Source organism: Parafrankia sp. EAN1pec, assembly GCF_000018005.1.
Taxonomy (GTDB): Bacteria; Actinomycetota; Actinomycetes; order Frankiales; family Frankiaceae; genus Parafrankia; species Parafrankia soli.
In genome coordinates, this window is record NC_009921.1 from 6845713 (window position 1) to 6864780 (window position 19068).

General features: G+C 71.6%; 21 protein-coding genes, 1 tRNA gene and 1 pseudogene. 15 read left to right on the plus strand and 8 right to left on the minus strand.

The genetic code is table 11. From position 1 onward, the window contains the following. Nucleotides 1-369: 369 nt before the first annotated feature. The 5 genes from FRANEAN1_RS27810 to bcp all read left to right on the plus strand — a co-directional run bounded on the left by FRANEAN1_RS27810 (nucleotide 370) and on the right by bcp (nucleotide 4630). The gene (locus FRANEAN1_RS27810; RefSeq protein ID WP_157472823.1) at nucleotides 370-1239 is read left to right on the plus strand and encodes a hypothetical protein; all 870 of its coding nucleotides are present in this window, start codon (nucleotides 370-372) and stop codon (nucleotides 1237-1239) included. Nucleotides 1240-1579: 340 nt separating this feature from the next. Further along, nucleotides 1580-2464 carry an SCO family protein gene (locus FRANEAN1_RS27815; protein ID WP_347176790.1) on the plus strand — a complete coding sequence of 295 codons (885 nt, stop codon included), beginning with the start codon at nucleotides 1580-1582 and terminating at the stop codon, nucleotides 2462-2464. Further along, complete coding sequence (locus FRANEAN1_RS27820) at nucleotides 2461-3147, plus strand: MauE/DoxX family redox-associated membrane protein (protein WP_020463088.1); 687 nt, start codon at nucleotides 2461-2463, stop codon at nucleotides 3145-3147. Before FRANEAN1_RS27815 ends, FRANEAN1_RS27820 begins: the two co-directional genes overlap by 4 nt. Continuing rightward, complete coding sequence (locus tag FRANEAN1_RS27825) at nucleotides 3144-3860, plus strand: thioredoxin domain-containing protein (protein ID WP_020463089.1); 717 nt, start codon at nucleotides 3144-3146, stop codon at nucleotides 3858-3860. Before FRANEAN1_RS27820 ends, FRANEAN1_RS27825 begins: the two co-directional genes overlap by 4 nt. Before the next feature lie 275 nt (nucleotides 3861-4135). Further along, nucleotides 4136-4630, plus strand: a complete 495-nt coding sequence (gene bcp / locus FRANEAN1_RS27830) for a thioredoxin-dependent thiol peroxidase (RefSeq protein ID WP_020463090.1) — start codon at nucleotides 4136-4138, stop codon at nucleotides 4628-4630. Between the two features lie 64 nt (nucleotides 4631-4694). Here the strand turns inward: bcp and FRANEAN1_RS27835 are convergent, their stop codons facing one another. Beyond that, nucleotides 4695-5072, minus strand: a complete 378-nt coding sequence (locus FRANEAN1_RS27835) for a hypothetical protein (protein ID WP_041254863.1) — start codon at nucleotides 5070-5072, stop codon at nucleotides 4695-4697. 449 nt (nucleotides 5073-5521) lie between these two features. On the opposite strand from FRANEAN1_RS27835, the gene FRANEAN1_RS27840 reads away from it, so the two are divergent. Then, nucleotides 5522-5602, plus strand: a tRNA-Leu gene (locus tag FRANEAN1_RS27840). A 189-nt stretch (nucleotides 5603-5791) separates the two neighbouring features. Here FRANEAN1_RS27840 and FRANEAN1_RS27845 read toward each other — a convergent pair. Next, the gene (locus FRANEAN1_RS27845; RefSeq protein WP_020463092.1) at nucleotides 5792-6454 is read right to left on the minus strand and encodes a TetR/AcrR family transcriptional regulator; all 663 of its coding nucleotides are present in this window, start codon (nucleotides 6452-6454) and stop codon (nucleotides 5792-5794) included. A 56-nt stretch (nucleotides 6455-6510) separates the two neighbouring features. Between FRANEAN1_RS27845 and FRANEAN1_RS27850 the strand changes: the two genes are divergently transcribed. Both FRANEAN1_RS27850 and FRANEAN1_RS27855 read left to right on the plus strand, forming a co-directional pair. Next, complete coding sequence (locus FRANEAN1_RS27850; protein ID WP_020463093.1) at nucleotides 6511-6894, plus strand: VOC family protein; 384 nt, start codon at nucleotides 6511-6513, stop codon at nucleotides 6892-6894. 58 nt (nucleotides 6895-6952) lie between these two features. After that, nucleotides 6953-7747 carry an alpha/beta hydrolase gene (locus tag FRANEAN1_RS27855; RefSeq protein WP_020463094.1) on the plus strand — a complete coding sequence of 265 codons (795 nt, stop codon included), beginning with the start codon at nucleotides 6953-6955 and terminating at the stop codon, nucleotides 7745-7747. A gap of 478 nt (nucleotides 7748-8225) precedes the next feature. Here the strand turns inward: FRANEAN1_RS27855 and FRANEAN1_RS27860 are convergent, their stop codons facing one another. The 3 genes and pseudogenes from FRANEAN1_RS27860 to FRANEAN1_RS27870 form a co-directional block, all read right to left on the minus strand. Continuing rightward, nucleotides 8226-8648 carry a hypothetical protein gene (locus tag FRANEAN1_RS27860; RefSeq protein ID WP_347176791.1) on the minus strand — a complete coding sequence of 141 codons (423 nt, stop codon included), beginning with the start codon at nucleotides 8646-8648 and terminating at the stop codon, nucleotides 8226-8228. Between the two features lie 529 nt (nucleotides 8649-9177). After that, nucleotides 9178-9463 (minus strand): annotated as a pseudogene (locus tag FRANEAN1_RS44115) (glyoxalase/bleomycin resistance/dioxygenase family protein); the annotation flags it as partial. Then, a complete protein-coding gene (locus tag FRANEAN1_RS27870) occupies nucleotides 9438-9758 on the minus strand; it encodes a hypothetical protein (RefSeq protein ID WP_347177263.1) in 321 nt (106 codons plus the stop codon). The pseudogene FRANEAN1_RS44115 and the gene FRANEAN1_RS27870, both read right to left, overlap by 26 nt. 462 nt (nucleotides 9759-10220) lie before the next feature. Here FRANEAN1_RS27870 and FRANEAN1_RS27875 point away from each other — a divergent pair, with 462 nt between their 5' ends. Continuing rightward, nucleotides 10221-10682, plus strand: coding sequence for a GNAT family N-acetyltransferase (locus FRANEAN1_RS27875; protein ID WP_020463097.1), 462 nt, complete (start codon nucleotides 10221-10223; stop codon nucleotides 10680-10682). Nucleotides 10683-10701: 19 nt separating this feature from the next. On the opposite strand, the gene FRANEAN1_RS27880 is transcribed toward FRANEAN1_RS27875, so the two are convergent. Further along, nucleotides 10702-11313 carry a response regulator transcription factor gene (locus tag FRANEAN1_RS27880; RefSeq protein ID WP_020463098.1) on the minus strand — a complete coding sequence of 204 codons (612 nt, stop codon included), beginning with the start codon at nucleotides 11311-11313 and terminating at the stop codon, nucleotides 10702-10704. Between the two features lie 84 nt (nucleotides 11314-11397). Beyond that, nucleotides 11398-12303, minus strand: a complete 906-nt coding sequence (locus tag FRANEAN1_RS27885) for a glyoxalase/bleomycin resistance/dioxygenase family protein (protein WP_020463099.1) — start codon at nucleotides 12301-12303, stop codon at nucleotides 11398-11400. 71 nt (nucleotides 12304-12374) lie between these two features. Between FRANEAN1_RS27885 and FRANEAN1_RS27890 the strand changes: the two genes are divergently transcribed. Next, nucleotides 12375-13229 carry a TIGR03619 family F420-dependent LLM class oxidoreductase gene (locus FRANEAN1_RS27890; protein WP_020463100.1) on the plus strand — a complete coding sequence of 285 codons (855 nt, stop codon included), beginning with the start codon at nucleotides 12375-12377 and terminating at the stop codon, nucleotides 13227-13229. 273 nt (nucleotides 13230-13502) lie between these two features. Then, nucleotides 13503-14723, plus strand: a complete 1221-nt coding sequence (locus tag FRANEAN1_RS27895) for a hypothetical protein (protein WP_020463101.1) — start codon at nucleotides 13503-13505, stop codon at nucleotides 14721-14723. Nucleotides 14724-14793: 70 nt separating this feature from the next. Here FRANEAN1_RS27895 and FRANEAN1_RS27900 read toward each other — a convergent pair whose 3' ends face one another. Next, nucleotides 14794-15255 carry a hypothetical protein gene (locus FRANEAN1_RS27900; protein ID WP_020463102.1) on the minus strand — a complete coding sequence of 154 codons (462 nt, stop codon included), beginning with the start codon at nucleotides 15253-15255 and terminating at the stop codon, nucleotides 14794-14796. A 714-nt stretch (nucleotides 15256-15969) separates the two neighbouring features. Between FRANEAN1_RS27900 and murI the strand changes: the two genes are divergently transcribed. The 4 genes from murI (at nucleotide 15970) to rdgB (ending at nucleotide 19032) form a co-directional block, all read left to right on the plus strand. Further along, nucleotides 15970-16800 (plus strand): glutamate racemase, encoded by an 831-nt coding sequence (gene murI, locus FRANEAN1_RS27905; protein ID WP_020463103.1) that lies wholly within the window; start codon nucleotides 15970-15972, stop codon nucleotides 16798-16800. Then, entirely contained in the window at nucleotides 16797-17543 is a 747-nt protein-coding gene (locus FRANEAN1_RS27910) for an MBL fold metallo-hydrolase (protein ID WP_020463104.1), read from the plus strand. Before murI ends, FRANEAN1_RS27910 begins: the two co-directional genes overlap by 4 nt. An 80-nt stretch (nucleotides 17544-17623) precedes the next feature. Further along, a complete protein-coding gene (gene rph, locus FRANEAN1_RS27915; protein ID WP_020463105.1) occupies nucleotides 17624-18406 on the plus strand; it encodes a ribonuclease PH in 783 nt (260 codons plus the stop codon). Further along, the gene (gene rdgB / locus FRANEAN1_RS27920; protein ID WP_020463106.1) at nucleotides 18403-19032 is read left to right on the plus strand and encodes an RdgB/HAM1 family non-canonical purine NTP pyrophosphatase; all 630 of its coding nucleotides are present in this window, start codon (nucleotides 18403-18405) and stop codon (nucleotides 19030-19032) included. Before rph ends, rdgB begins: the two co-directional genes overlap by 4 nt. The last annotated feature ends 36 nt before the right edge of the window (nucleotides 19033-19068 follow it).

Consider the following 19068-nt stretch of genomic DNA (forward strand, 5'->3'; position numbering starts at 1 on the left):
TGTCGCCCTCTCGGTTCTCTTACTGGGTGGACGGGGTCGGGCTGACGACCCGACTCGATCGTGCCAGACCAGCCCCTCCCCAGCGCGACGAAACGGCGGACCCTGTCCGCGGACCTGCGGGTTCCAGGTGACCGGCGCCGCTCCGGTGGCACTTGCGAACCTGGTCAGCACCCCGGTCGGGGCGCCCCTACCGCTCGGTGTGAGTTGTCCCCGCCGACCCCTTATCGGTTGACCCCCCTCGTGAGCGGATGTCCAGCCGCCCGGGACGGACACCGGCAAGCACGCGCCACGCCCGGCGACCACCGGAGCAGCTCCGGAAGCGCGCCGGGCCCGATCCGGACGGGCCGGGAGCGGCACTACGCTGAAGGCGTGCACGTCGGCCGGTGCGGGGCGCGGTTCACCGGCCTGGCCCACCGCCTCGCGTCCGCGGTGCTCCCAGGTCTGGCCTTCGCCGTGCCCACGGTCGCGCTCGCCCTGCTGGCCCACCTGCCGACCGCGCGCACCGAAGCACCCGCGCCCGCCGGCGTGGCGCTGTCTGTCGCCGCCATCGTCGCGCTGTGCGCCGGTAGTGATCTCGCCCGCTCAGCCCACTCGGCCGGGTCACGCGGCGGCCGGCCCGCTGCCGGGGCCACGGCCACAGCCACAGCCACAGCCGGACGGCGCCGGGTCGGTGGTCCCCGCTCGTTCCCCGCGCTGCTCGGCGTCCAGGCCGGGGTGCATGTCCTGCTGCTCGCCGGGGCCGGGCGGCCCGGGCCACCCGGCGGCACCTCACTCAAAGGCCTGCTCTGCGCGCCCGGCAGCGGCCCCGGTGGGGCGCTCGCCTCCCCCGGGCAGCTCGCGGCGGCGCTCGCCGGCCGACCGCTCGGCGCCCCGCCGACCACCGACAGCGGCGGCTTGGCCGCGGCCGCGGCGCGGCTGTCCCAGTACGGCGTCCACAGCCACGGGCTGTACGGCCAGGGCCTCCAGGGGCACGGCCTCCAGGGGCACGGCATCGCGGTGCTGCTCGCCCACACCCTGGCGGCTGCCGCTGCCTCCTGGTGGACCAGCCGCGGCTGCCGGGTGCTGCGCGCCGCCTGCCTGACGCTCGGGTCGTGCCTGTCCGCGCTGCGGGCTCCCGTCGCGCTGGTCCCGGTGCCGCGCCGGATCGTCCGCGCACCGCGCCTACACGCGCTCCGCGCACTCGACCGCCCGTGGGCGGCGACGCCGTCCCGAGGCCCGCCGGCCATCGCGAGCTGCTGAAACGGCGTAGCGACGCGACCGGCGCCAGGCGCCGCGATCCGTCCGCGCGCCCCTTCCCCACCCACCAGGCCCAACCCGACGCCCGGCCGCTGACGCCTGGCCGCTGGCCGTCAGACCGCTGACGCCCGATCTCTGGCGTCAGATTTCTGGGGTCAGGCCGAATGTCCGTGGTCTGACCGTCGCCGCGGGCGTGGCCCAGGCGTGGCCCCGTCGCGGGCTCAGCTCTGGGCGGTGCGCCGTGCGCGCTGCCCGGCACGCGGTGCCCCGCGCGCTGACCACGCCAGCCCGGCGGCGCGGTGTGTGTCGGTATCGCCCAGATCTCCGCAGGAATCAGGTGTCCGTGACCAGGAATCCATCCACCATCAGTTACCTTTCCACTACCCGTCGCGGGCGGACGTCGTCCGCGCTGCTGATCGGGATCACCGTCGCGGTCAGCGCGACACTCGGCGCTTGCTCCAACGGCGGCGACGGAACCGGGGTGACGATCGTCGACGCCGGCGGAACCGACGGGGGACTACACGGCGTTGTCCCAACCGAACGCTTCGCGAAGCCGGCGCTCAACCTGACCGATACCGACGGGCGCCCGTTCGATCTTCGCGCCCGAACGCAAGGGAAGATCACTCTGCTTTTCTTCGGCTACACGATGTGCCCGGACGTCTGCCCGACCACCATGGCCGACATCGCCGCGGCCCTGGACGAGGTCGACCGGTCGGTGCGGGACCAGGTCTCGGTGGTGTTCGTCAGCACCGACCCGGACCGTGACACCGCTCCCGTCCTCGACCGCTGGCTCCGCCAGTTCGACTCGACCTTCATCGGCGTACGCGGGCCGTTCAAGGACGCGCAGGCCCAGGCCGAGGCGATCGGCGTCCCGCTGGAGGCACCGAAGGTCCAGGCGGACGGATCCGTCCTGGTCACCCATGGCAGCCAGGTCATCGCCTTCGGCCGGGACGCCCGCGCCCGCGTGCTCTACCTGGCCGGCACCCCGGTGGCCGACTACATCGCGGACCTTCCCGTCCTCACGGCCGAGACCCTCGGAACCGACCCGCGCGACGGGACCGCGACCGCGACGCCCAGGGCCACCAGCGCGACCAGGGTCACCGCGATGCCGAGGGTGACCGCGGCACCAGGGGCGACCGGGTCGCCTGGGACAGCAGGGACAGCAGGGACGACGAACGCCGTCCAGACAACCGGCGACAGCCGGCCGGCCCGGATCGCCGCAGGATGACCGGGACCACAGCCGCCGGGGGGGCCACCGGGTCCGTTGCTTCCGGAGACGCAGGGGACGCCGGGACACCGCGCACGCGTCGGTTCGCCCGCCTGGCCAGCACCGTCCTGCGGGTCGGCCTCGGCATCCTCTGGCTCGCCGCGGGCGCGCTGAAGATCAACGACCCGGACGGCATGGTGCGGTCCGTCCGCGCGTTCCGGATCCTGCCCGAAGCGCTGGTGGACCCGGTCGCCTACGCCGTGCCGTTCGTGGAGATCGCGCTCGGCGTGCTGCTGATCGTCGGCCTCACCGTCCGGCTGGCCGCCGCCATCTCGGCGGTGCTGTTCGCCGTCTACATCGCGGCGATCGCGTCGGCGGCCGCCCGCGGCCTGCGCATCGACTGCGGCTGCTTCTCCGCGGGCGGCGATCTGACGTCCGAGGCACCCACGCACTACACCCAGGAGATCGTTCGCGACAGCGCGCTGCTGCTGGCCAGCCTGCTGCTGGCGCGGTGGCCCGCGGGCTACCTGTCGGTCGACCGGCTCCTGAACGGACCAGCACGACAGCCCTCGACGACGAGGACGACCTTCTCGGGAGTACCCATGGCATCGCGGACGAGGAAGACATCGCGGACGTCGGCGCCGCCCGGCCGTAGCTCCGGCGGCAGCACGCCCGGCGCCCCTCAGGATCGGGGCCACGCGTGACGGCCGCGGAGCGGCGGGAGAAGGTCGCGGCGGCCCGGGCGGCGGCGGCCGCCCGGGAACGACGGCGCAGGCAGCTCATCATCGGCTCGGTCGTCGCCGCCGCGCTCGTCCTGATCGGGGTGATCGGCTTCGCCGTGCAGAACTCGCGGGAGGAGTCCAAGCCGGTCGTTCTCCCGGCGAGCGCGACAGGGCCCGACAACGCGATCGTCGTCGGGAAAGCTGACGCGCCTGTCACCCTCGACTTCTACGAGGACTTCCAGTGCCCCGCCTGCGGGTCCCTGGAGAGCACCACCGGCTCGACGATCAGCGACCTCATCGACTCGGGTGACATTAAGATCAACTATCACGTCATGTCGTTCCTCGGCGACGAGTCGAAGCGGGCGGCGAACGCCGGTGCCGCCGCGGCCAACGAGGGCAAGTTCAAGGAGTTCCACGACGCCCTGTTCGCCGACCAGCCGGAGGAGCACACCGGCGGCTACCAGACCGACACACTCATCCAGAAGGGCGCCTCGGTCGGCCTGACCTCGGACGCCTTCGTCAGCGCGGTGCGGGACGGCAAGTACGACGGCTACGTCGCGAAGGTCGACGAGGACGCCTCCCGCAGCGGCGTCACCTCGACCCCGACCGTGCTCGTCGACGGCAAGCAGCTCTCCGCCGACCAGCTGACCCCCGACGGCCTGCGCGCCGCCGTCTCCGCCGCGGCCAAGGGCTGACCGGGACGTCCGAACTCCTCGGCCGGCCAGCCAATCGGTTGGCCGGCCGGTGGTCTGCCGGGTGGTCCGCCGGCCGGGTGGTCCGCCGGCCGGGTGGTCCGCCGGCCGGGTGGTCCGCCGGCCGGGTGGTCCGCCGGCCGGGTGGTCCGCCGGCCGGGTGGTCCGCCGGCCGGGTGGTCCGCCGGCCGGCCGGACTGTCGGCCGTGGGGCCGCTTCGCTCGCGATGCCACTGCCACGTTTGCCGGCCCGCCGGGGCCACGACTAGCTTCTCCGTCATGACCGAGACCGAGACCGCCACCGCTGCCCGGCTCTCCCCCGGCGCCCCCGCCCCGGACTTCACCCTGCCCGACGCCGACGGCAAGGACGTCTCGCTGGCGTCGTTCCGCGGGCGCAAGGTCGTCGTCTACTTCTACCCGGCCGCGTCCACGCCCGGGTGCACCAAACAGGCCTGCGACTTCCGCGACAACCTCGCGCTGCTCAACGACGCGGGTATCGACGTCCTCGGGATCTCACCGGACAAGCCGGCCAAGCTGGTCAAGTTCCGGGACAACGAGGGCCTCACCTTCCCGCTGCTCTCCGACCCTGAGCGGACCGTGCTCTCGGCCTACGGAGCCTTCGGCGAGAAGACGATGTACGGCAAGAAGACCATGGGCGTCATCCGCTCGACGTTCGTCATCGACGCCGAGGGCAAGATCGAGAAGGCGCAGTACAACGTTCGCGCCACCGGCCACGTCGCGAAGCTGCTGAAGGAGATCGGCCTCGCCGGCTGAAGTCGGCCGGCTGAAGTCGGCCTCGCCGGCTCTCGCCGGCTGACCGCCGGCTCTCCCCCGTCACTCAGCTCGCGACCCGCAGGTCCCATCGCAGCAGCACGTTGTCCGGGCGGGCGGGATCGACCAGGACGGGCACCCGGCGGCGGAGCTGGCTCGGAATACCGCCCCGGGCGTCACCCACCGGGCTCGCGCCCGCCTCGTCCACGGGAACGACCGCCCGGCGCGTGACCGGGTAGGGCTCCTGGCCTGGGCGCTCCACCAGCAGGTGCACCTCGGCGACGGTGCGCCCGTCGACGCGCACCCCGGTGTCACTGACGGTGTCGATGACCGCCATGGTGGCCCGGCCGTTGTCGATCAGGCGGCGGGCCCGGTCCCGTTCCTCCCGCACCGCGGCGGGAGACTGGTCCGTCCGGTCCGGCGAGGCGTCCGCGATGGTCGTCATGAAGATCTTCCCCCAGAGGCATCCAGGCGCCCACCGGCGCAGGTACACCCTGCACCCGGACGGGGCTGCCTGTCGGTCGCGTCGGCGACACCCGCCCCCTGGGGGCACTAATGGGTCGACGACACCTGCTTCGGCTCGTGCTCCGTGGCTTCGCTGTGCGCCGTCCCCCATAGGCCAAGCGGTCATCGGCGCTGGTCACAGTCCTGTCCAGCCCACGCCATCCCAAACCCGGCGAAGCCCCCAGATGCGGCACGGCAAACATCGACCCCGATGAATGTGATCAACGACATCGCCGCGGACCCCCGCGGAAGTCAGCCGGAACCGATCGTCTCCCCACCCGCACCACCCTCATAGCAGCCGAGCCGCGGGCAGGATCTGGGCAGGATTCGGACGGCGCGCGCCCATCCCGGCCCCGAAGGCCGTCCCGCGGCTCGCTAATCTGGAGGGACGCGGGAGTGGCGGAATGGTAGACGCAGCAGACTTAGGATCTGCCGCCCTAGGGCGTGGGGGTTCGAATCCCCCCTCCCGCACTGCCTGACCAGGAGCGTTCCCGCAGGTCATCCCCGAAGGGGCGGGGCCGGAGACTCCCCCGCTTCCCCGTCCTCTGGGTCGCCGGAATCGCCTGTGTCGCCGGAATCGCCGTGTGCAGCCGATCATGGTGCGGCTGCACGCCCCCGAGCCCTCGACCTCGACCGCGGCGACACCCGCCCCCTCCGCTGCTAGGCCGTTCCGCCGAGCAGCGCCCGGGCGAGCAGCGTGGCCGTGGTGCTCCGCCAGCGTTCCGGCGACCAGCCGAGGGTGCCTGTGGCGACGATGTAGTTCTCGGCGCTGGTGATCAGGAAGGCGAGATCGGCGGCGTCCTCGACGGTGAGCCCCGGGCGGAGCGCCGCGCGGTCGGCGAGCAGGCCGGCGAGAGCGCGGAACGCGACGCGGCGCTGACCCTCGTTCACGTCCCACTGCGCTGCGAGGTCGGGATCGGTGCCGACGGTGCCGCGGACGACGGCGAGCAGCGGCGCCACCCTCCCCATGATCTCGCGGCCGCCGTGCGTCCAGAGCTCGATCACACGGACCGGGTCGGGCTCGGCGGTCAGCTCCTCGAGCCACGGCCGGTCGAGGAGCGCGACCGGCTCGTCGTCGCCGACCGCGGCCACGTCGAGCGCTTCCTTGAGCAGCGTCGCCTTGTTCCCGAAGTGGAAGTAGACGGTCTGCACGGCGACGCCCGCGCGCGCCGCGACCTGGTCGAGCGTCGTCGCGCCGTAGCCCTGGTCGAGGAACAGCTCCGCCGCCGCGGCGACGATCCGCCGCCTGGTCAGCCTGGTCTTCTCGGCCCGACTCGGCTTGTCCTTGACCCGACTCGGCCCGTCCTTGACGGAATCACTCACTCGCTAGAGACTACTCCAATGACTCGCTAGAGTCAGCTCTAGTCAAAGGAGAGAGCATGCCCGACCTCTCACCGATCCACCACGTGAAGATCCCGGTCAGCGACGTCCACGCCAGCAGCGAGTGGTACCGGCGGGTGCTCGGACTGGAGGTGGCGATCGAGTTCACCGAGGACGGCGAACTCCGCGGCGTCGCCCTGGGGGCCCCGGACGGCCCCACCCAGATCGCGCTGCGCCACGACCCCGACCGCGCCGCCGCCCTCTCCGGCTTCGACCTCGTCGCGCTCGGCGTCCCGACCCGGGACGGCATCCACGCCTGGACCGACCACCTCGCCGCCATCGACCAGAAGCACGGCGGCCTCGTCACCGGCCACCACGGCGGCACCGTCCTCGTCGGCCTCCACGACCCCGACGGCATCGAAATCCGCCTCTACGCCGACTGACCCGAGCCACAGACCGAGAACAGTCCAAGAACAACAGACCCAGAACAGGAGAATCTCCATGCGACACACCGACTCCGGCGGCGACGGCGAACCGCTCGTCCTGATCCACGCAGCAGTCTTCGCCGACTGGTTCGTCCCGTTCGAGCGCGAGCCGGCCGTCGCCGGCCTGCGCCGGATCCGCGTCACCCGCACCGGGTACTCGGACCCCGCACCCACCGAGCCGCTGTCAGTGGCCGACCACGCCGCCGAGTGCGCGGACCTGTTGCGCCGCCTCGGGATCGAGCGGGCCCGGGTGCTCGCGCACTCCTCCGGCACCGTGGTCGCGCTACAGCTGGCCCTCGACCACCCGGAGCTGGTCGGCGAACTCGTCCTGGTCGAGCCGCCGCTGATCGACCCGCTCCTGCCGCCGCAGGACCGGGCGACGGTCGCCGCCGCGATCGGCCCCGCCCTGGGCGCGGCGATGGGCGCCGCCGCCCAGGGCGACCTGCGCACCGCCTTCGACACCTTCCTGACGGCGGTGTGCGGACCGCAGCACCGATCCGTCATCGAGTCCGCCCTCGGCCGAGCCGGCCTGGAACGCGCCGAACGCGACTGCGGCTACTGCTTCACCGGCGAGGTGCCCGCGCTCACCGCGTGGCACTTCGACGAGGAACTGGCACGCCGGATCGAGCAGCCGGTCCATCTCGTCGCCGGCGGCGAGAGCCCACCCTTCACCCACCGCCTCGTCGACCACCTCGCCACGATGCTCCCCGACACCCGCACCACCGTCGTCCCCGGCGAGAACCACCTGCTCCCCCTCTGCGCCCCCACCGCCCTCGCCACCCTCCTCCCCACCCCGACCCCCACCCCCTGACCAGCCCGACCATGCGGCGCGCGCTCCCCCGGCTCAAACCAGGCGACCGTGCCCGCGCTGCTCTCGCCGCTCACCCCGTTCACAGTCCCGGCCAGCGTGCAGCCGATCATGATGCGGCTGCGCGCCGTACGGACATCGGCGGACGTCCGCGGACGGAGCGCGCCGATCTTGTAATCGGGCCGCTGGAGCGCCCGCCTGGTGTAGCGACCGCTGCAGCAACAGCCACGCACATCGACGGACGGCTACGGGCGCCAGTGCACAGACCGAGCCGTGATGGGAGTCGTGTCACTTGGTGTAATCCGTGCCTTACAAGCGAGTGGTCGCAGGTTCGGCCCCTGCCGCGCCCACGTGGCCTGTGGGTGAACGGGGGCGTTGACGTCCGGACGGGAGTGTCCGACGTTCATCGGACACTCCCGTCCGCGTCCGGGCCGGCCGCCGGGCACGGCGGCCGGCCCGTTGCGCCCCTTGTCCTGCCGGGTTATCGGGTCGGGATCGCCACGATCACGCTGGTGCCGGTGTGCTGCGCCGTCGGCTGTACCTGCGGTCCGGGCGCGGGCTGGCGCAGGCCGATGAAGTATGTGACCACGCCCTCGAAGTCGCCACCCGACCGCACCTGGACAACATTGGTGGTCGCGCGGACCGGGAACAGGTTGCGCGGAGCCGTAGCCCTGCCCTCCTCGTCATGAGCCGCCGCATTACGGAAGACCACCTTGACGAAGGACCGGCCCCGCACGGCGACGGGAAGGCCGGAGCCGTCCTGTATCAGTTCCGAGGCCGGCACGTACTGGACGGTGACCTCGGCGGGGGCGGCCAGCTGGAAGTGGAACCGGACGAGGTCCGCGCGGGCGCTGGCCGCGTGTGCCGCGCTGATGCCCGTCAGGACCGGCGTGACCGGAGACACCGGTGTAGCCGGAGTTACCGTTGGCCCTCCGGCTCGCGCCGGAACCGCCACGAGCAGCAGACCCAGGACCAGTGCGACTGTCGCACCAGAAATCGCGTGCGCCATCCTCATGATGCACCACCCATTCCTTTTTCCTGGAGCAGAGAACACTGCTCTGGCGTGCGGACGGGCTGATCGGTTTGTCGGGTCGTCCGGCTGATCCTGATTGCCGCGAGAAATCCGCTGGAGACAAGGCCGGCCGGATCGGAGGAAGTCTGTGTCAGCTCGCTGGCCGGAAGTCGGATGGATGGTGAGTGGTGATGGATGTCGGCATGGGCCCACCCCCATTCGTTGTCGGCCAAGCATGCGCGAGCGCCGGGCGGCCCGCCACCGCTGCCAGCCTTCGGCGGCCACCCCACCGGCTTCCCGCCGGCCAGATCACCCCCACCGGGGCTTTACGTACGCAGAGTCGGTGCACGTAGTCGGCGACTGCTTCAGTCGAACTTGTTGTCCACGTCCGGGGGGACCCGAACCATTGCCCCACCTGTACTCTGCACCAGATATCGTGAAACCCGTGTGGCAGCGCCTCGCCCGGGTCCCAGAAACCGCAGCTTTCCAGGAGGGTCGGCCGCCCACCATTCCAACCCCACGAGAACCCGCTGGACGGCGAGTTGGTCCCGGCGGAGCACTGCGACGTCGATGTCGGAGTGCTCCCGGAACTGGTTACCCACAGCGAGTTCGATCGCGTATCCGCCGGCGATCCACCATGGAGCGGGAAACGCGGCGAAAATCGAGGCCACCTCGGCCAGGCTAGCGGGTTCCCAGTGCCCGGTCATGCGCGTAGGAGGCCCGCCGCAACGTCCAGAAGATCCAGTTACTGGATGCGGTTGACGAGGCGACATCCCAGCCCTGCCCACCAAGTTTGCCGAGCTCCGCTACCACCTCGTTGTAGGAACCGGCCACCATCATCTCCCGGCCCCCAGGCAGGTTGATTCGGATGGAACCTTGATCCCAGATCCATTCCATCGTCGCGAACTCGTTGCCGTGCATGATCCCCCCGATTCTTCTGCCCGCGGCAGCAGAATAGCGCGATCCGCATCCCATCTGGATCAATGGCCGCACCACGGCCATCGCCACGTACATCTGTCCTGGTCAGCGGGTCACCGGGCCCACCGCGGCCTGGACGCCAGTCGCCATCGCCCCGACACCCGCTCACCAGCGACGGCCGCCAGGTGGTGCCGTCCGCCGCTTCGAACGCATGGTTGGCGGGAGCCCGGCACCGGCCGCCGCCGGTGGGTGATGCGCCGGTGTCCGCAGGTGGCGCACACCGGCAGGACCGGCAGCGGCGCAGTCGGGGCGGGACGGGCGTCGGCCGGAGCGGTCACGCCGCCTCACCCCAGGCGCCCGAACCCTGCGAGAGCAGCAGCGGCAGCGCCGCCCCGATGCAGCTCAGCACCTGGCGGACGTCAGCGGACGACCACGGACGAGACCCGGCCGGAGTTCAAATCCCCCCTCCCGCACCCCTTGACCAGGCGCGTTCCCGCGGGTCGGGTCCGTCCGGGGGCGAGGCGGCGCGGGTGGGATTCTGGGTGTGTGAACGCCCTCGCGATCCGGGCCGCTCGGCCGGACGACTACGACGCCATCGCGGCGGTCGCGGACGACTGGTGGGGCCGGCCCATCGGCGCCGCGCTCCCACGGCTCTTCCTCGATCACTTCCACGGTTCGAGCCGGATCGTCGAGGACGACCAAGGCCTGGCGGGCTTCCTCGTCGCCTTCCCCTCGCCGTCCCAGCCACGCGTCGCCTACATCCACTTCGTCGGCGTGCGGCCCGACCAGCGTGGCTTCGGCCTGGCCCGCCGTCTTTACCAGGACTTCTTTCACCGCGCGCGGGCGGCGGGCTGCCGAGAGGTCCACGCGATCACCGGACCGGGCAACATCGACTCGATCGCGTTCCACCGCCGCCTCGGCCTCGCCGTCGACGGTCCCGTCCCTGACTACAACGGCCCAGGACGACCCATGATGGTTTTCCGGCGGTTTCTGACGGACGAGCCGTAGCCCAGTAAGTGATGCCCACTCACATCCAGGCCGAGAACTGGAGCTTCTCCAGGATGTTCCGGATATGATTTTTCACCGTGTTCTCACTGATCAACAGGCGGCGAGAAATCCCCTGGTTCGCGCACCCCCCGACCATGAGCTTGAGAACATCCAACTCGCGGACGGTAAGGTGTGGCATTGCCGGCGACTTTTCCGAGCGTGCCATGGCGGCGAATTCTTTCATGACCTGCGATGCCACTCCCGGACCGATGATGCTCACCCCATTGTGAACCGACCGGACGGCCGCAGTGAGCTCGTCCATCGGCCGCGGCTTCAACAGGTAGCCCACGGCACCCGCCCTGACGGCACCGAAAAGGTGAGCTTCATCGTCACTCGTCGCCAATATCAGGATCCGCACGGGTGAAACAGCACGCTTGATCGCACTCACTGCACGAATGCCGTCTTCGTGTGGCTCTTCGACATCCACGAGCGCAACATCCGGACGAGATTCGGAGCCGAGCGTCACGGCCGCCGGGCTGTTCACCGCGCTGCCCACGACCTCGATGTCGGCCTCGGCCGCCAGCGCCACCTCCAGCTCGCGACGGGAAAGCACGTGGTCGTCGACGACAAGGACACGAATCGGCGCGGACACGGGAGCATCCTAAAGCAGGTAGTCGGGCGAATCAGCGCGTTCGGCGCGCGCCCGGCCAGGTTGGCGCAGGCGGGCGACGGCGACTCAGCCCACTACCTGGACGTCGACCGCGTGGCCTTCCGGGTCCTGGAGCACATGACGGCCCGGCGCGAGTTGCGTATCACCCAGGTCCGCTCGCCGTACCGTGAGTCCGATCCGGACCCGTCTCGTCGGCCCCCGGGCTCCTGCCGGGTAGAGCTCGAGAACAGCTCCGTCGGCGAAGGTGGCGGCGTAGTGGCCGGGGCCGGTCCCATGACGCTCCCGCCTGAACTCCAGACCGAGATCTTGGTAGAACTCGTGACAGGCGGAGAGGTCGGAGCAGTACAGGACGATCAGATCTATCTTTGCGTCCGGAGAGAGCCGCCGCTGCCAGGGGTGGGTGGCGGCGAGTGCGTCACTGAGCCACCGTCGCCGATCTGTTGCCAGCAGCGGAAGCACGGCAGCGAAGTCAGTCTCGTCTTTCGGGCGTGACGCCTGGGACTTGTAAAGGAGCTGCACCTCCGGCGCGATATAGGGGATGCCCGTGGGGCCGGCGTTTCCGAGCGCGGAGACCGGACGCCGGATCCGGGGATCACGCCGCGACACCCAGTCCGTCCCGGCGGCTTCCTCCAGCATGACCTGGATCCGCCACGGTCCATCGGGAGTTTGCCTGCACCAGATGTCGTGGATGCCGGACGGCAGCGTCTCGCCCGGCTCCCAGCGCCTTAGTGTGCCGGGAGGATCGGCGGCCCACCATTCCCACCCGGCCAGGACCCGCTGGACGGCCAGCTGGTCCCGGCGGAGCACGGCGACGTCGATGTCGGAGTGCCCGCGGAACTGGTGACCTACCGCGAGTTCGATCGCGTATCCGCCGGCAATCCACCACGGGGCAGGAAACGCGGCGAAGATCGAAGCCGTTTCGGTCAGGCTTGCGGGTTCCCAGTGGCCCAAGGGGCTGTCGGCCCGTGTCACAGGTCGTTGCCTTCTTCCCCGGTATTCCCGTGTCCGGGCATCTCCGCGCTGACAGGGCGTAGTCTGCCCCGATGAAGTTCGGACTGCACCTTGGCGGGGTCAACCCTCGGTTGTGGAACGAGGTCACGGAGGAGGCGGATCGCCTCGGGTTCGAGTCGATCTGGGTTCCTGAGCACCTCGTCGTGCCGGTCGTCTCGGCGGGCAGCCCGCACCAGGGATCGGATCATCCGCCGATCCCGTCCAACGTCCCGATCTTCGACGCGCTGGCGCTCCTCAGCCACCTGGCGGCGCGGACGACGCGGATTCTGCTCGGCACGAACGTCTACAACATCGGCCTGCGGCATCCGTTCGTGACGGCGCGGGCGGCGACGACCGTGGACGTCCTCTCCGGCGGACGGCTCGCGCTCGGGATCGGCGCCAGCTGGCTCCGCTCGGAATGGGAGGCGGTCGGCCTCGACTTCGACCGTCGCGGCCCACGGGTGGACGAGGCCATCGAGGTGTGCCGTCGGCTGTGGAGCGAGGACGTCGTCGAGCACCACGGCGAGTTCTTCGACTTCGGGGCGGTCGCGTTCGAGCCCAAGCCGGTCCAACGGCCGGGCCCGGCGCTGCACATCGGTGGGGACGGGCCGGCGGCCCTCCGCCGCGCCGCGACCGTGGGAACCGGCTGGATGCCGATGAACCACAAGCTCGCTGACCTGCCCGGCTCGCTGGCCCGGCTCGCGGAGCAGGCTGAGCGCGCGGGGCGCACCACCCCCGTCGAGGTCACGTTCAACGGCGAGGTGAGCCGTCCGTCCGACGTCACGCCCTACGCCGAGGCCGGCGTCACCCGCCTGATCGTCCGGCCGTGGACCCGTTCCCGCGAGGCGATCGACGGGATGCGACGATTCGCCGACGAGGTTCTCGGCCCGCTCCAGGACACCGACTGACCCGGCGACGGATGGGCGGGGCTGGCCGCCGTGCGGCGAAGTGAGTTGTCGCAGCCTCTCCGTACACCGCCGGGACAACTTGCTTCGGACGAGATACCCGAACGGGACCCCCGGGCGAGGCGGCGCCTGCGCGAGGCACGTGCGGCCGGTCGTCTGACGGGTTCGCCACGGGCTGACGGCGCTCTCATTGTCATCAGCCGCCCCCGGAAGGTTCCCGGGAACGGGGCTGGACGGCTGGCCGGGACGTGGAGGCGTGGGGGACGGGTGAGGCGGATGTCCGAGGGAGCTTCCGGCGGCATGACGGCGGGCGAGCGGGAGTGGCTGCGGGTCCGGGGCGAGCTGAAACGGCGGCGGCACCCGCTCGCCGTCCTGGCGGCACAGGAGTACCCGCCGGACGCGCGGGTCGCCGGCACGCCGCTGCTGGCGGCACCGGGGTGGATCCCGCCGGAGCCGGTGCCGATCGACTCGGTGGTGATCGACCTCGACCCGGGTCGGGAGCAGTCCGGCGGGCTGACCGGGCGGGAGCCGGTGAGTGAGGGCGTCCGGCCGCTGCGCGCGGATGGCAGCCGTTACGGCGGCTACGCGGCGGCGGTGGCCCACCTGGACCGGCCGGCGCTGTTCGTCGATCTCCCCACCTACCGGCTGTGCGACGCCGACCTGTCACTGCCGGGGGCGTGCGGCACCCTGTCGTTCGGGCTCGGCAGCTATTTCGACGGGCTCGACGTCGGCGAGGCCTGCGCGCACGAGTACGCGGCCGCCGCTCAGGGCGCGGAGGGTCTTCCTGTGCGGCGGGCGGTGGGCATGCCCTGGGAGCTTCACCGGCGGCCGGCGAGCATGGCCATCAGCACCCTGACGATCCGCCGGGATCGCCGGACGGAGACGGCGACCGTGCTCCTCCACCGCCGGGACCCGGCGAAGGTGGGTCACGCCGGTGGTCTGCTGCAGGTGGTGCCGGTCGGAGTGTTCCAGCCCTCCGGGCCGGCGGAGTGGAACATCCGCAACGACTTCGACCTGTGGCGGTCGATCACCCGCGAGTACTCCGAGGAGCTCCTGGGCACGGCCGAGGAGTACGGCAGCGACACGCGGCCCATCGACTACGGGCGCTGGCCGTTCGCGGCGAATCTGGCCGCGGCCCGGCAGTCGGGCGCGGTGCGGGTGTCCGTGCTCGGGCTCGGTGTGGACCCGCTGACCTTCGCCACCGACCTTCTCACCGTCGCGGTCTTCGACGCGCCGGCCTTCGACGAGCTGTTCGCCGGCCTCGTCGGCACGAACGCGGAGGGCGAGAACCTCTCGCGATTGGACGCCTCCAGGCCAGCCGTCTCTGAGCCCGACCGCGCCGGCACCGCCACCGGCCCGCAGCCAGAACGCCGGACCCCGGGGATCCCCTTCACCGAGCGGACCGTTGACCGGCTGGTCCACCACGAACCGATGCAGGCCGCCGGCGCCGCCCTCATCGCTCTCGCCTGGCGCCACCGGCGCCACCTGCTGGGCTGACTCCGCCGCTGGGCCGGCGCGCCGAGGCCGCCTCACCAACTGGGCCCGCCTCACCAGCTGGACTGGCGGCTCACCAGCTGAACACACCGAAGCCGTACGAGGCGCCGCCGGTCGACGAGGAGCCGTCATGCCCGCGCACGCGCCGGCGCCCCTGCCCGCTGCCGGGACGTCCGACGGACCAGTCCTCGTCGGCACCGTCACCGTCGCCGTCACCCGCGTCGGGGCCGTCCCCGCCGGCGTAGTCCCAGCTCGACGACCACGCCTCCGGCTGCCACTCCGAGGACGACGACCACTCCGCGTCGCGGTCGCGGTCGAACGAGCCCCGGCCGGCCGGAAGCGGACGGATGGACGCGACGACGGATCCGATGACCCGCGGGACCACAAGCCAGGCAGTGATGTTGACCCCCAGGACGACGACGAAGATCATTGCGACCAACCACACCCATGCCGACGGCATCGGGACGGCATGCATCAACATCCCCCCGAGGGCGATGCCGAAAACACCGACCGCCGCCACTCTCAACCGCGCCACGATGCCTTCCTACGCCTCGGACGGGGCCGGTGGGGTGGATCGACGCCAAGCCGACAGTGCCACCGAGAGACGGCGCCGCAGGTCAGCGGCACTACGGACCAAAATCGCCAGGTCCACGGACAGTGGGCCGACCGGCCACCCCGCGCCGGGCCGGCCGGACCACCCCGCCACGGGCCGACCGTGCCCGACGCGCAGCTCAGCGACCACACGGGCCCAGGCCGCCGCGTTGGCCGCCGCAGCGGCCGACCACCACTCTCGGGGGTACCGGGGCATGATCAAGGATGCGACTGGGGTGTCACGGGCCGGGGACGGATTGGAACGACCCGGACACCTCAGTCGCGTCCTCAACCTACCTGCTCGATAGCTTTTAGTCACTGATCGATTACAGGCAGTTCTAGACTACACCCTGTTTGCTGCCCCTGTCCCCGTATGGAGTACCCACCTGAACGCGCCAGGCGACCATCAGGAGAGGTTTGGAGACGGGCAGCTGCCGTCCCGGAGAGATCGGTCACGATGACACGTCGAACGGTTCGTCCTTACGCTGTCCGGCGAGGCACTGCCGGGCCGGCGCGGCCTGGCGGAATGCCGGGGATGCGAAGGCCGTCCCGCGGCGGCGGGCATGTCCGCGACGAGACGCCTGTCCGGGATCGGACATTGGTTTCGTGATGACAGCCACAGGGTGAGCAGCAGGTTTCCGGCTTAGTCTCATCGCTCATGAGCGGCGCGCCCATCGGGGTGTTCGACAGTGGAGTCGGCGGTCTCACCGTTGCGCGCGCGATCCTGGACCAGCTGCCAGGAGAGTCGCTGCTCTACATCGGCGACACCGCGCACGCCCCCTACGGGCCGCGACCGATTGCCGAGGTGCGCCGGTACGCCCTCGCCGCACTGGACGAACTCGTCTCCGCGGGTGTGAAACTTCTTGTCATCGCGTGCAATTCCGCGAGCGCGGCATGCCTGCGCGATGCCCGGGAACGCTACGACGTACCGGTGGTCGAGGTCATCGTGCCCGCGACCCGCCGTGCCGTCGCGGCAACACGGAGTGGTCGAGTGGGAGTCATCGGAACGGTCGCCACGATCACCAGCCGGGCCTACGAGGACGCCTTCGCGGCGGCCGCGGGCACCGAGCTGGTCAGCGTGGCGTGCCCGGCCTTCGTCGATTTCGTCGAGCGCGGCATCACGTCCGGCCGGCAGTTGCTGGGACTCACCGAGGCGTATCTGGCACCGTTGCAGGAAGCCGACGTCGACACAGTGATTCTCGGATGCACCCACTATCCACTGTTGACCGGCGTCATCGGTCTCGTCATGGGAGAGGGCGTCACACTGGTGAGCAGCGCCGAGGAGACGGCCAAGGACACCTACCGGGTGCTCGCCCGCGACGGCCTCTTCCGCGACCCCGACCTGCCGCCCCCGGCGCATCGCTTCCTGACCACCGGTGATCCCGCCGCGTTCGCGCGGGTGGGCCGCCGTTTCCTGGGCCCCGAGATCACGGCGGTGAGCATCGCCCCGGCGGCGGCCCCCCGGCAGGCACAGGCGGTGGGACGATGAAACTGACGATCCTGGGCTGTTCCGGCACCTACCCGGGCCCCGCTTCGGCCTGCTCCTCCTACCTGATCGAGGACGAGGGCTTCCGGCTCGTCCTGGACGCCGGCAACGGCTCCATGGGTGAGCTGCAACGGCACTGCGACATCCGGGACGTCGACGCGGTGCTGCTGAGCCACCTGCACGGCGACCACTGCCTCGACCTGGTCGCGACGTCCTACGCCCGGCGCTACCACCCGGAGGGGATGCCGCCCAAGCTCCCGGTGTACGGGCCGATCAACACCCAGGAGCGGCTGTGCGGCGCGTTCGAGCGCTGGCCGGACGACTCCCTGGCCGACATCTACGACTTCCGCACGATCGGTCCCGGCCGCCTGCACGTCGGGCCGTTCGCCATCGACCTGGCCCGGGTCGCGCACCCGATCGAGGCCTACGGGGTGCGGGTGACGGCCGGCGGGAAGACGCTCACCTACTCCGGCGACACCGGGGTGTGCGACCGGCTCGTCCGGCTGGCCCACGACAGCGACCTGTTCCTGTGCGAGGCGTCGTTCCTCGACGGCGAGGACAACCCGCCCGACCTGCACCTGACCGGCAAGGACGCCGGTGAGCACGCGACCCGCGCCGGTGTCGGGCGGCTGGTGCTGACCCACCTCGTGCCCTGGGGCAACGTGGAACGCACCCACGGCGAGGCCGCGGGCGCGTTCGACGGCGATCTGACACTCGCGAGCACCGGCACCTCCTACGAGATCTGAACACGTCTGAGCACGTCTGAGCACGCACGCGGGCCGTCCGGCGCAACCCCGGCCGGCCTGCGCCGATAGGGTCTCCTCCCGTGATCAGAGTCGATGGCAGAACCACGGACCAGCTCCGCGACGTGACGATCGAGCGGGGCTGGCAGGAGCACGCGGAGGGGTCGGCGCTGATCTCCGCCGGCCGGACCAGGGTGCTGTGCGCGGCCTCCGTCACCGAGGGGGTGCCCCGGTGGCGCAAGGGCAGCGGCCTGGGCTGGGTGACGGCCGAGTACTCGATGCTGCCGCGAGCCACGCACACCCGCAACGACCGGGAGTCCGTCCGCGGGCGGATCGGCGGGCGGACCCACGAGATCTCCCGGCTGATCGGGCGCAGCCTGCGGGCCGCGATCGACCTGAAGGCCCTCGGCGAGAACACCATCGCCATCGACTGTGACGTGCTGCTCGCCGACGGCGGCACCCGCACGGCCGCGATCACCGGCGCCTATGTGGCGCTCGCCGACGCCTGCCGGTGGCTGGGACGTCCCGCGGCGATCGTCACCAGTGTCTGCGCGGTCAGCGTCGGCGTGGTCGGCGGCGTGCCCATGCTCGACCTCGCCTACACCGAGGACTCGACCGCCGACACGGACATGAACGTCGTCCGCACCGGCGCGGGTGGCTTCGTCGAGGTCCAGGGGACGGCCGAGGGCACCCCGTTCGAACGGTCGACGCTCGACGAGCTGCTCGACCTCGCCGTGGCCGGCTGCACCCGCCTGACCGAGATCCAGAACGCCGCGCTGGCCGCCCCGCCGGCCGCCGGCCCGCCCGCCCCGGAACGCGCCGGCGCCGGCAGTGGCAGTGGCGGGAAGGGCACGGGGTCACGGTGAGCGCGGTGCCGCGCCAGGTCGTGCTCGCCAGCCGCAACGAGGCGAAACTGGCCGAGCTGGGCCGCATCCTCGCCGCGACCGGGCTGGACGTCGATGTCGTCGCGCTGCCCGACGGCCCCGAGGTGCCCGAGACAGGTTCGACCTTCGCCGAGAACGCCCTCATCAAGGCACGCGCCGCCGTGGCCGCGACGGGTCTCGCGGCGATCGCCGACGACTCCGGGCTCACCGTGGACGAGCTCGCCGGGATGCCCGGGGTGCGCTCGGCGCGCTGGTCCGGGATCCGTGACGGAAGCCGGGCCGACCGGGACGCCGCCAACAACGCCCTGCTGCTGGCCCAGCTCGACGACGTCGACGAGGAGCGGCGCGGCGCGGCGTTCGTGTGCGCCGCGGCGCTGGTCACCCCGGACGGCGTCGAGCACGTCGTCTACGGCACCCTGCGGGGGCGGCTGCTCACCCGGGCACGGGGCACGGGGGGCTTCGGCTACGACCCGTTGTTCGTCGCCGAAGGCTCGACCCGGACCAACGCCGAGCTCACAGCGGACGAGAAGGACCTGATCAGCCACCGGGGCCGGGCGCTACGCAGCCTCGCCGCGTTCATCGGCACGCTGGCGCCGCCTCCACGCTGAAACGGCGTGCGACCGCCGCGCCGGGCGGCCCGGCGC